We start from the raw sequence: 11,698 nt of genomic DNA, 5'->3' as shown, positions 1-11,698 counted from the left end.
AGATGTTTACTCTAGATAACATAATTTCGTTTTTGGTTTTGATTATCATCGGTGTACCTACATTGATGATCAGCCTAGAGCTGCTCATAGGCCAGAGATTCAGTCGAAATAAGTTAGAAAGCATAAATAGACAACCGTGCTCAATATTGATGCCAGCCCATAATGAAGAGCTCGTGATTGAGCAAACTATACTGGCGCTTTTACCTCAGCTAATTGAGGGAGATCGATTCATCGTCATTGCAGATAATTGTACCGATAATACAGTCAGTATTTGTCAAATTCATTCAGTTGAAGTGATTGAGCGGCATGACCTTCATCAAGCAGGTAAAGGGTTTGCACTTGATTATGGGGTACAACATTTAAATAAATCAGTGGATATTCCACAAACCTTGGTGGTTTTAGATGCCGATTGTGAATTTGAACAAGGAAGTCTTGATAAACTTGTTAATCAAAGCCAAATTCAAAATTCAGTTATTCAATCTCTTTATTTAATGAAGTCTCCTACTGGCGCATCGATTAAAACTCGTGTTGCCGAATTTGCTTGGTTAGTTAAAAACAAGATTAGACCTACCGGTTTAGCAAAAATGAAAATAGGTTGTCATCTGCAAGGTTCGGGTATGGCGTTTCCATGGCGATTATTCACAAAGGTGTCTTTTGCTAGCGGCAGCATTGTTGAAGATCTGGAGCTAGGGTTAAAGCTTGCTGGTATTGATGAACAAGCTAAATTCTATCCTCATGCTGTGGTTAATAGTTATTTTCCTGAGTCTTCTTCTGGCACCGAATCTCAACGAACTCGCTGGGAGCATGGCCATATTAGCGCCATGTCTATATTGCCTCACATGATGTTGACAGCATTGGTTAAAGGGAGAGTGAATGTATTTTTATTGGCATTAGATGCAGCTATCCCACCAACAGTGCTGTGGATTTTTATCGTAGTGCTAACTAATTTTCTAACCTTGATATTGTTACTCCTCGGGTTGCCTACTGCCAGTTACATTAGTTTGACCTTATTACTCGTTTTAGTTGGAGCCATAGCTATTTCTTGGTTATTTAATGGTCGAAGTATCATTAAGTTGAAAGATATTTTTGGCATTTTGGCGTATGTGTTTAGTAAGTTTTCAATCTATAAAAAATTCTTTACGGCAAGACAAAAAGAATGGGTAAGAACAGAGCGAGATGACAAATATGAACAGTAGTTCAATACTCGAAAAAGTTTCGTATATAGAAAAATCTAAAGTCGACGATTTCATTAATTATTTAATTAATGTTAATCAGCCAACGAGCTTGGGTTTTTTGAATCAACATGGCTATAACCTAATCGCTAAGTCCACTGAGATTGACGAATCTTTTAGGCAATTAGATTATGTGTTGCGTGATGGCATAGGCATCAAAATAGCGTGTAAATACAATCGTATTTCAGCTGGTGAGAACTTAAATGGTACTGACTTAATTCCTTCTATTATTAAGCAAGCGCAATTTATCCACTCTGATATCAACTTTATAGTCTATGGCACAGTAGAGCCATGGTTGAGCATAGGCGCAAATAAGCTTTTTCTTGGCAACGACTATCAATCTTTAGACGGTTTCAAAGACGATGAGGCTTATTTAGACCATTTCAAAGAAAACTGTCGTGATGAAAGGTTCAATATTGTTGTGTTAGCGATGGGGATGCCAAAGCAAGAAAGAGTCGCGAAGCTCCTTAAGCATGCTAACTCCGCAAGAACCTTAATTATCTGTGGTGGTGCAATCATTGATTTTCAAGCGGGTCGCCATTCACGAGCTCCAGATTTTTATCGAAATAACGGTTTAGAGTGGCTTTACCGATTAAGTAAAGAGCCAAAAAGGATGTTTTCTCGGTATGTTGTAGGCATTCCAATTTTCTTTGCGAATGTAGCGTTAAGAAAATAAATATATGTAGTGATTTGTGTCTAGCACTAAAGGCTATTCAGCGTCATATCTATCCAACTAAAGTTCCAATTAAGCCATTCTGTATTTTTAATATCATCAAGCAAATTTATTATTACAATTCAGTATTCACTTTTTAAAAGGAGTAATTTGTGGATAAGCCCTCAAACTTCCATGTTGCACGAAATGGCTTAGCTTTTGCGTTTCGTCTGGCAGATGTTAGCTTTCTCATTGCAGCATTTTTTATCATGCTTTCTTTTCACGAAGTTGCATTTGATAGAGAGTATTTTTTGCTACTGATGGCAGAACTCTTTTTCTACTTATATTTAGCAGAATCGATATCAATATACCGTTCTTGGCGATTAAGTAGTTTTCTTTACGTCCTTGGATTGATGTCCACAGTATTAGTCGTTTCGTTTTTTATACTAATCACAGCTGTTTTTTTATTTAAACAAGGAGACTACTACTCAAGAGTAGTGATGTTTGGCTGGTTTAGCTTATCAATGTTACTTCTTGTTGGTTGGAGATTATTAGTTCGAATTGTTAAGCGAAGTATGCGACGTAATGGTTATAGTTTACAGAAAGTTGCCATTATCGGTATGACTCAATCTGGCACCAACTTATACCAAGAACTTAATGAAAATATTGAGTTGGGTCTTCAGTGCGTAGGTTTTTACGATGATAGAGAGCCAGAGAGAATTAATGGCGAATATTTAAAGTTGCTAAATGGCTCTATTGATAAAGTTGTAGCAATGGCTAAAAAAGGTGAAGTGAAAAAGCTTTATATCTGTTTGCCCATGTTAGCAGAAAAAAGAATTTCAAATATTATTCATCAATTGGGCGATTCGACAGTCGATGTTTTAATTTTACCGGACTTTTTACTTAAAAATTTGATGCATGCGCGTATAGGCCATGTTGGTGACTTGGATACGATTAGTGTTTTTGAATCACCAGTACATGGGATGAAAAACTTCTATAAACGAACTTTTGATATTTTATTTAGTTCGTTGGCGATTATTGCTATTTCACCTGTTTTAATGGTGATAGCAATAGCGATTAAATTGACTTCCCCGGGAGCTGTGATCTTTAAACAAGATAGGTATGGTCTTGGTGGTGAGAGGATTAAAGTATTCAAATTCCGGTCAATGACGGTGACTGAAAATGCTGCCAAGGTCACCCAAGCGACGAAAAATGACAGCCGTCTGACTTCTATTGGGGGGTTCCTAAGGCGAACTTCACTAGATGAACTGCCTCAGTTTTTTAATGTTTTATTAGGCACTATGTCAGTTGTTGGGCCTAGGCCTCATGCGGTTGCTCATAATGAAGAATATCGCCAACTGGTTGCTTATTACATGTTGCGTCATAAAGTTCGTCCCGGCATTACAGGTTGGGCACAGGTTAATGGTTGGCGTGGTGAAACAGACACGATTGATAAAATGGAAAAACGTGTCGAATACGACTTAGCATACATACGTCATTGGTCTCTTTGGTGGGACGTTAAAATAATTTTTAAGACAGTTTTTAAAGGCTTTACTGGAAATAATGCTTACTAACATGGAGAGTAAAATGAGAACCTTGATAGGCAATAAAAATATAATAGCAGTGTTAGTTGGTGCATTATTTGTCCCTGTTGCACAGGCTCAGAACACTGAAAATGCCGTCGTGATTAAAACTGATTCAGGGATCGATTTCACCCCAGGGTTAAATGCGAGTGTGAAATATGATGACAATATCGCAAGTGCAAACCTTGATACTGAAGACAGTATGATTTTAGTGGTAACTCCTGCTCTTAAAGCTGAACTTCTTAGTGGCAATAGCTCTTATACCGCCGAAGCTGGTATTGAATATGCTGAATATTTCAGCAGCAGTGACGATAACTATTTAGATGGTTTATTTCGATTAAAAGCAGATGTGGAACTTAACCAGTCCAATCGGTTTAATATCATTGGTTCATACATTGCGGGTCATGAAGATAGGGGTACAGGTATTTTCGAAGGCGCAGGTAACCTGCAGGTAGAGCCCAATACCTATGATGTATATGCCATTGGCGGTTATTACGAGTATGGAGCAAGAAGTACGCCAGCAAGATTAAGAATTAACGCTAAATACTTAGAAAAAGAATACAAACGATATGAAGAGCTAACTCAATATAAAAACTACACAGATGTAACTTTTGGTGGTTCGTTTTATTACGATGTGAGCCCTACAGCGAGCTTAGTTGCAAGCATTCAAAGCATTGATACTGAGTATAACAAGAGTCCACAAGACATCGAATTACAAAATCGAGACAGTGTAACGACCAATTATTTACTCGGAGCAGACTGGGAAGCTACGGCCTCTACAGAAGGTAAAGTGAGAGTAGGTTATCAACAGAAAAGTTTTGATAATAGTATTCGAGATGACTTTAGCGGTTTAACCTGGGATGTAGATATCACGTGGAGGCCATTAACTTATAGTGCATTGACGCTAAAAACAGGGCAGAGCAGTAAAGATCCTAACCTTTTAGGAGACTATGTACGTGAGACAAGTTACGGGGCTTCATGGGAGCATAATTGGACAGAGCTTTTTTCAACTAAACTAGGTTATGAAAGAGTAGAGGACGACTTTACTGGCATTATTAGGGAAGACAAAACATCAACGTACCAAGCCGCGATAGGATATTCAGTCGCGCGTTGGCTAATGTTAAGAGCAGGCGTTGATATTAATGAAAGTCGTTCATCGAGTGATATATACGAATTTGATAGAAATGTGTATTACATCAATGCTGAAATGACTTTGTAAAGGAAGGTTATGAAATTAGTTCTGTTGTTATTAGCGCTTGTGTTTACAAGCGTTAATGCTTTTGCCGAAAATGATGAAGATAATCATAGGTTATCGGCTGGCGATACGATCGTAATAAAAGTTTATGGTGAAGAAAAGCTGACGTTAGAAACCAGATTGACCAACAGTAGTACGGTTAATTATCCATTTTTAGGTACGTTAGCACTTAAAGGCTTAACAGTGAAAGAAGTTGAGAATTTAATTTATTCCGGATTGAAAGGTGACTACTTTGTCGAGCCTAGTGTTTATGTAGGTATTGTGCATTACCGTCCATTTTACATTCATGGCGAAGTAAAAAAACCTGGCGGGTATCCTTATCAACCAGGGATGACAATAAACCAAGCTGTAGCATTGGCTGGAGGATTAACAGAGAGAGCTTCAACAGATAAAATCTTTATCTCTCGTGAAGGAACCAAAACTCAGTCTGAAAGTGCGGAGATTAAAACTAAAATCAATGCTGGTGATACGGTAACCATAGAACAGAGATTTTTTTAATGATATCAACAACACCTATCGAAAAAACATCACCTATTCTTCCTGAGCAGTTAATTGACTTTAAAAAACTCTTTAAGCCGTTACTGTATTTTAAGTGGCGCATTCTAGCTTTTTCTATTCTTGTTACCGCACTGACAGTGTTTGTGGTGATGAGTATGAAGCCTATTTATTCAGCCACATCGACGCTATTGATAGAGTCTGAACAAGCGAGTGCGATTAAAATTGATGAAGTGTATGGCATTAATTCAGGGCAACGGGAATATTATTTAACTCAATTCGAAATCCTTAAATCCCGCTCCATTGCTGAAAGGGTTTTTAACGAATTAGATTTGGAGAATCATCCGCAATTTCAGCCACAGCCATCGTTATTCAAGCAATTTAAAAATAACTTTGATTTTCTGCCAAAAGAAGAAAGTGCCCCAGTTGATCACAATAAAGTGTATCAACAAAGAGTGAGTGGTTTTGCAAGTAACATTTTTATTAGACCAATTCGTAAAACTCAGTTAGTTAATATTAGTTACGAAACTCCCGACCCAGAGCTCGCATCCTTAGTCTCCAATGCTGTAGGCGATGCGTACATTTTGAGTCAATTAGAAGCTAAAGCTGGGATGACTCAAAAAGCCAATATTTGGCTAGGTGGACGATTAGAAGACCTACGTGTCAATCTTGATGCATCAGAACATCGTTTAGAGCAGTTTAGAATTAAAAACGGCCTAGTGGATGTTGAAGGGGTTACAGCGCTAGATGCAAAAGAGTTGCAGCGTTTGAGTGATGAGATTACCGTTGCGAGATCTCGTAAAGCGCAAGCTGACAGTTTCATGGCCGTTGTTAAGAAGTATGGTGCAAATGACATTGGCAGATTAGAAAGTTTACCAGAAGTCACTTCTCATCTTTCTATTCAAAATGTCAAACGTGAAGTCAGTATTGTCGAACGTAAAGTGTCTGAATTAAAGCAAGTATATGGCCCTAAACATCCAAAGTTAATTGCAGCTAACGCAGAATTAGCCACAGTTGAAAAAAACTTGCGCATACAAATTGGCCGTTTGGTGCAGGGTATCGAAGATGAAGCGCAAACAGCGACTCAAAACCTAAAAGCATTAGAGCAACAGTTTAATAGTTCTAAAGGTGACTTTCAGGATTTAAGTACCATTGATACCACATACAAACGTTTGGTTCGTGAAGTTAATACTAATCAACAATTATTTGAAAGCTTTCTTTCTCGCCAAAAAGAAACAGAAGTGACAGGTGATTTTGACTCGCCTGTCGCACGCTTTACCGATCGGGCAGTAACACCTTACAACCCTATTAAACCTAACAAGAAACTCATTGTTGTGGCTGCTTTCTTAGCCAGTTTTATTTTTGCTATGGTGGTTGTTTTAGTGCTTGATGCGTTAAACGATACAATCAAAACAACTGACGATGTTGAAAAAGTACTATCGCAGCGAGCGTTAGGTTATATCCCTAAAGCGGATAAGAAAGCCAGTTATGATGAAGTTAATTTTGCATTTTTTGACAGTAACGCCAAGATGCATGCTGAGTCAGTACGAACGATTAGAACATCGCTTTCTTTAATGGCGTTGGGGCAAGAACTTCGGATTATTGAAGTCTCATCTTCATTTCCCAATGAAGGGAAAACTACAGTAGCGATGAATTTAGCATTTGCTTTTTCAGGTATGGAAAAAGTGCTGATAATTGATGCTGATATGAGAAAGCCCAATATTGGCAGCCGTTTTGGTTTACCAAACTATCAACCTGGGTTATCAAATGTGCTATCAGGTGCTGATGATATTAATTCCTGCATTGTGAGAGATGTTAAGCCTAATGTTGATGTGTTAGCTGCAGGAGCCATTCCGCTCAACCCTCAAGAATTATTGTCATCTCCTTACTTTGCTGAAGTCATGACAATACTGAAGCAGCAATACACTAAAATTATTGTTGATACCCCTCCGATTCAAGCAGTAAGTGATGCGCTTGTTATAGCGCCCCACAGTGATGCAGTAGTCACCGTGGTTAAAGCTGCTACCACTCGCTCAGAAGCTGTTAAATTAACCTTGGCTAAATTATACCAGGCTCGAGGCAAAGTCTTCGGTGTCGTGCTAAATCAACTGAATATCAAAGACGCTCAACAGTATCATGGTCAATATGGTTATTATCAACCTTATGAAAGTAACGAGGTTGAAGTTCAGCTACCTGTTGATAAAGCCTCGTGATAGATATTCATTGCCACGTACTTCCTGGAATTGATGATGGTGCAAAAGATTTACAAGAATCGATTGCACTCATTAATTTGTCCGTTGAACAGGGAATTACCAGAATAGTGGCCACGCCTCATATTCACATTGGAATATATGATAACAACCTGAAAATTATCAATGACGCTGCAAATATAGTAAGAGATGAGCTTAAAGCTCAAGGCATGAATATTGAATTAAGCGTTGCGGCTGAAGTGCGCATCTGCCCTGAAATTATTTTATTTTCCCAGCAAGGTTTATTACCTTTTATTGGAGATTATCAAGAAAAAAAGGTTCTATTGCTTGAACTACCAAGTAGCCATATACCTGCTGGTGCTGACAAATTGATTGACTGGTTACTCAATTTTGACATCATTCCGATGATTGCACACCCTGAAAGAAATAGAGAACTGCAACGATATCCAGAAAGAATAAAGGTATTTCAACAAAGGGGCTGTTTATTTCAATTAACGGCAGCTTCATTGTTAGGGCAATTTGGAGAGTTACCTCAATTGACGAGTGAACGGTGGTTAAAAGAAAAGCTATATACTATTGTCGGCTCAGATTGCCATTCTATTAAACGAAGACCACCAAAACTTCTAGAAGCTAGAAACGTGATCGCTGAACTTATAGATGAAGAATATGCTCAACAGTTAGTACATGACTTTCCTAATCTAATCTCTAAGCGACTTTTTTCATAAATGGAATATGATGCATAAAATGCCCTCAACACGCAGATTAATTTATGCTGCATTGATTGTTGTTTTGTTAGCTTTTCTACCTTTACTTATACAAAAAGGTGTAGCGAATGCCTATCATTTTAAAACCTTATTTTATTTAAAATTGTGGGAAGGCAGTCAACAGCCATCAAAAGCTCAATTTCAACAAGCGAAAGTTGCAGCTGTGAATGCTTATTCGCTAGATAACTCAAACCCTCATTACATATTATCATTTGCAAAAGTATTGGAGTGGGGGGCTTATCATCAGTTCTATGACATTGATGTCAAAAAACATAGTCAGCTCTATATGACAGCTATAAAGTTACGGCCATTGTGGCCTAATGCTTATGCAGATTATGGGGCTAGTCTCGCGTTTTTAAATAGTGACCTCGATACAGCTTGGCCTCTATTAGAAAAAGGCTTACGTTATGGCCCTTATACTCCTGAGGTCTTAAGGCAAGTGCTTGCAGTAGGGTTCTTTTTTTGGCCTCAATTATCTGTGGAACAGAAAAAGCTTGTACTTGAAACGAGTTTGGTTGCAGTTGAGTCACAATGGTCTATGAAATTAGAATTGCAGCAATTAACAAGAAATTATCAGCGTACATCGGTTGTGTGTAGTTATATGAAATACACTGCTATAGAGATTTCAGAGGCCGGACAACAATGGGTTTCAGAATCTTTATGTCACCATTTTTATAAAAGGTTTGGTTGATAAATAAATGGAAACTTCTTCACGAATTTCAAAGTATTTTATTTTCTTTCTCTGTAGTTTAATTATCATCGCTCCGCTCCCTTTGGGGAGTAATCGAATTTGGGCTTGGTCGATTTTAGAATTTGCTGTATTCAGTTTGGCTTGTTTTCACCTTGCTTATTGTGCGAAGCATGAAAAACCAATTTTAAGTTTTGATTGGCAAAAGACTCTGTTGATTCCAATTGTGGTTATGTTGGTGTATTTATTACTTCAAGTTATTGGAGTCATACCAGGAATTGACACTATAGATGCTTATCAAACTACTCATCAATTATTGAAAACGCTCACTTATTTAATATTTGTCCTGTTACTAAGTGAGTATTGTAAAGATGAAAGAATGTTACGTTGGGTTGTTTTTAGCATTATTTTGTCGGGATGTTTTCAAGCATTCTACGGTTCTTTTGTTTATTTGTTAGATTTAGATGTCTCACCTGTTTTTCATTTTGCTGAAGGTGATAAAGCAAGAGGAACTTTTGTCTATCAAAATCATTTTGCTAACTACTTAGCATTATGTCTTGCTATTGCAGTGGGTTGGCTTATTTCTGAGTTGAATACTCAACGACAAGCGTTTGAATTCAGGCAAGCTTTCTTAAATGCCTTATCAACAATGTTTAGTAGAAAGTTGATTTTGCGACTAGCCATTATTTTAATGATTATTGGTTTGATTTTAAGTCGTTCAAGAATGGGGAATGCTGGCTTTTTTACTGCATTAATAGTGGTTTCTGTCTTCGCAATATTTTGCTATCGAAGACCACCTATTTTATTAAAACCGTTAGTGATCAGTATTATTATTTTGGACTTAATTATTGTCGGTTCTATATTTGGCGTTGAGAAGGTAAAACAAAGAATTGAAGATACCAGTTTTGCTTCTGAGACACGTGATCTGGTTGTCATTGATAGTATGCCAATAATTAAAGATAACTGGTTAACGGGTACTGGAGGTGGGAGTTTTTATACTATTTTCCCTAGCTACCAGCCTAGACCATACAGCGGTTTTTATGATCATGCCCATAATGAATATATACAATTCTCAATCGAGTATGGAGTGATTATTTCTGCAATGCTGGGCTGGTGGGTTTTATACGGGCTCTATTTAACGTGTAAAACAATGCATAAACGAAATAATAAATTCTATAAAGGCGTGGCCTTTGGTAGTGCTATGGCTATTGTTCACATGTGCATACACAACATGGTTGATTTCAACTTGCAATCCCCCGCTAATACTCTGCTTTTTTTAACTATTTTAACCTTGTGCTGGTTATCTTTTAACCTTCCTTCTGACTTGAAAAAACGGCCACGAAGGCATCGCGGAGATTAAGCGAAAGGTAATAAGAAATTTAAGTTTTTCTTGAATTAATATTTTCAAATTTTTTACAATTAATTTTAACTTTGACTATAAAAGGACTCATATGAAAGTTGTTATTCCTGTTGCGGGACTAGGTACCCGAATGCTGCCAGCAACCAAAGCAATTCCAAAAGAAATGTTGCCGCTTGTTGATAAGCCATTGATTCAATATATTGTGGACGAATGTGTTAAAGCCGGTGTGAAAGAGATTGTTTTAGTCACACATGCGAGTAAAAATGCTATTGAAAACCATTTTGATAAATCTTATGAGTTGGAATCAACACTCGAGAAGCGTGTTAAACGTCAATTATTAAAAGAAGTGCAGGGCATATGCCCTAAAGATGTCACGATTATGCACGTTCGCCAGGGAGAAGCTAAAGGTTTAGGTCACGCCGTGTTGTGTGCTAAACCTTGTATCGGTAATAACCCATTTGCAGTTGTGCTGCCCGATGTGATTTTAGATGAGTATACTGCTAATCAAAGCTCAGAAAATTTAGCCGCGATGATCAGCCGTTATGAATCTACCTTTGCAAGCCAAATCATGGTCGCACCTGTCGCTACAGAAGAAGTGCATAAGTACGGTATTGCTGATTGTGATGGTGTTGAAGTCTTGGCGGGTGATTCAACTAAGATTGTTAAAATGGTTGAGAAGCCATCAATTGAGGAAGCTCCCTCAAATCTTGCTGTTGTTGGTCGTTATGTACTCTCTGAAAAAATTTGGGATTTATTAGCCAAAACGCCTGCTGGTGCAGGTGATGAGATTCAATTAACCGATGCCATTGATATGTTAATAGAATCTGACGCTGTAGAAGCGTTTAACATGACGGGCAAATCTCACGATTGCGGCGACAAGTTAAGTTATATGGCTGCCTTTGTCGAGTACGGCTTGAATAATAAGAAGCTTGGAAAAGATTTTAAAGAGATTATCAAAAAGCTGGTTAAATAAACTTACCTAGCATTAATTGAATGCGCTGCAGTTATTTGTAGCCATGAACACCAACAAAAGCCCTGGAACATGTTTTCAGGGCTTTTTTTGTACCCGCAGGCTTTTAAATTTAAAAAGTATAAGAGTTGATGTTTGTATTCAGAATTGTTTATTAAGACCTGTTTACTAAGATTAAGACCTGTTTACTAAGAAGGGGATATTCAGACCTGTGTATTCGCTTAATAATCACTAAAAGGCATAAACCACAAGTTATTCAAATATCGAGGGTAAGCGCGAGTGATGAGTTTTGGCTTGAAGGCAGTGACTCAAATGTGTGAAAACGTTATTCACGGATAAATGAAAAAGGTTTAATTAATGAAAAATTATTAAACGAAAGATGTTTAGAAGAGAAGCATTACATTGAGATACTAGAGGAAAACTATTTGAATATTAAATTGGTTGCGGGAGCTGGATTTGAACCAACGACCTTCGGGTTATGAGCCCGAC

General features: G+C 37.7%; 10 protein-coding genes. All 10 read left to right on the top strand.

Features of this window, described 5'->3' with window-relative positions; all coding sequences use genetic code 11:
* The first annotated feature begins 2 nt into the window (after positions 1–2).
* The 10 genes from LMH66_RS10525 (at position 3) to galU (ending at position 11,212) form a co-directional block, all read left to right on the top strand.
* On the top strand, positions 3–1,196 hold the full coding sequence (locus tag LMH66_RS10525; protein ID WP_324295173.1) for a glycosyltransferase family 2 protein: 1,194 nt from the start codon (positions 3–5) through the stop codon (positions 1,194–1,196).
* On the top strand, positions 1,186–1,908 hold the full coding sequence (locus tag LMH66_RS10520; protein ID WP_229369896.1) for a WecB/TagA/CpsF family glycosyltransferase: 723 nt from the start codon (positions 1,186–1,188) through the stop codon (positions 1,906–1,908). The genes LMH66_RS10525 and LMH66_RS10520 overlap by 11 nt, the downstream gene beginning before the upstream one ends.
* Before the next feature lie 149 nt (positions 1,909–2,057).
* Complete coding sequence (locus tag LMH66_RS10515) at positions 2,058–3,458, top strand: undecaprenyl-phosphate glucose phosphotransferase (RefSeq protein WP_229369894.1); 1,401 nt, start codon at positions 2,058–2,060, stop codon at positions 3,456–3,458.
* Positions 3,459–3,471: 13 nt separating this feature from the next.
* The gene (locus LMH66_RS10510; RefSeq protein ID WP_157936193.1) at positions 3,472–4,686 is read left to right on the top strand and encodes an outer membrane beta-barrel protein; all 1,215 of its coding nucleotides are present in this window, start codon (positions 3,472–3,474) and stop codon (positions 4,684–4,686) included.
* Between the two features lie 9 nt (positions 4,687–4,695).
* Positions 4,696–5,220: a polysaccharide biosynthesis/export family protein gene (locus tag LMH66_RS10505; protein ID WP_102527057.1), complete on the top strand. Its 525-nt coding sequence runs from the start codon at positions 4,696–4,698 to the stop codon at positions 5,218–5,220.
* On the top strand, positions 5,220–7,430 hold the full coding sequence (locus LMH66_RS10500) for a GumC family protein (protein ID WP_102527056.1): 2,211 nt from the start codon (positions 5,220–5,222) through the stop codon (positions 7,428–7,430). Before LMH66_RS10505 ends, LMH66_RS10500 begins: the two co-directional genes overlap by 1 nt.
* A complete protein-coding gene (locus LMH66_RS10495; RefSeq protein ID WP_229369891.1) occupies positions 7,427–8,152 on the top strand; it encodes a tyrosine-protein phosphatase in 726 nt (241 codons plus the stop codon). The genes LMH66_RS10500 and LMH66_RS10495 overlap by 4 nt, the downstream gene beginning before the upstream one ends.
* 52 nt (positions 8,153–8,204) lie before the next feature.
* Positions 8,205–8,882, top strand: a complete 678-nt coding sequence (locus LMH66_RS10490; RefSeq protein ID WP_229369889.1) for a hypothetical protein — start codon at positions 8,205–8,207, stop codon at positions 8,880–8,882.
* A 7-nt stretch (positions 8,883–8,889) separates the two neighbouring features.
* Positions 8,890–10,239: an O-antigen ligase family protein gene (locus tag LMH66_RS10485; protein WP_229369887.1), complete on the top strand. Its 1,350-nt coding sequence runs from the start codon at positions 8,890–8,892 to the stop codon at positions 10,237–10,239.
* Positions 10,240–10,330: 91 nt separating this feature from the next.
* The gene (gene galU / locus LMH66_RS10480) at positions 10,331–11,212 is read left to right on the top strand and encodes a UTP--glucose-1-phosphate uridylyltransferase GalU (protein WP_102527052.1); all 882 of its coding nucleotides are present in this window, start codon (positions 10,331–10,333) and stop codon (positions 11,210–11,212) included.
* Positions 11,213–11,698: the final 486 nt, after the last annotated feature.

The organism is Shewanella sp. 10N.7 (assembly GCF_020806285.1).
Taxonomy (GTDB): Bacteria; Pseudomonadota; Gammaproteobacteria; order Enterobacterales; family Shewanellaceae; genus Shewanella; species Shewanella electrodiphila.
Note: the sequence above shows the minus strand (reverse complement) of the source record. Positions and strands in the feature narration are given on the sequence as shown.

Coding starts and splice junctions, on each gene's coding strand:
- LMH66_RS10525 (WP_324295173.1), top strand. CDS start 3: ATGTTTACTCTAGATAACATAATTTCGTTTTTGGTTTTGATTATCATC.
- LMH66_RS10520 (WP_229369896.1), top strand. CDS start 1,186: ATGAACAGTAGTTCAATACTCGAAAAAGTTTCGTATATAGAAAAATCT.
- LMH66_RS10510 (WP_157936193.1), top strand. CDS start 3,472: ATGAGAACCTTGATAGGCAATAAAAATATAATAGCAGTGTTAGTTGGT.
- LMH66_RS10505 (WP_102527057.1), top strand. CDS start 4,696: ATGAAATTAGTTCTGTTGTTATTAGCGCTTGTGTTTACAAGCGTTAAT.
- LMH66_RS10500 (WP_102527056.1), top strand. CDS start 5,220: ATGATATCAACAACACCTATCGAAAAAACATCACCTATTCTTCCTGAG.
- LMH66_RS10485 (WP_229369887.1), top strand. CDS start 8,890: ATGGAAACTTCTTCACGAATTTCAAAGTATTTTATTTTCTTTCTCTGT.
- galU (WP_102527052.1), top strand. CDS start 10,331: ATGAAAGTTGTTATTCCTGTTGCGGGACTAGGTACCCGAATGCTGCCA.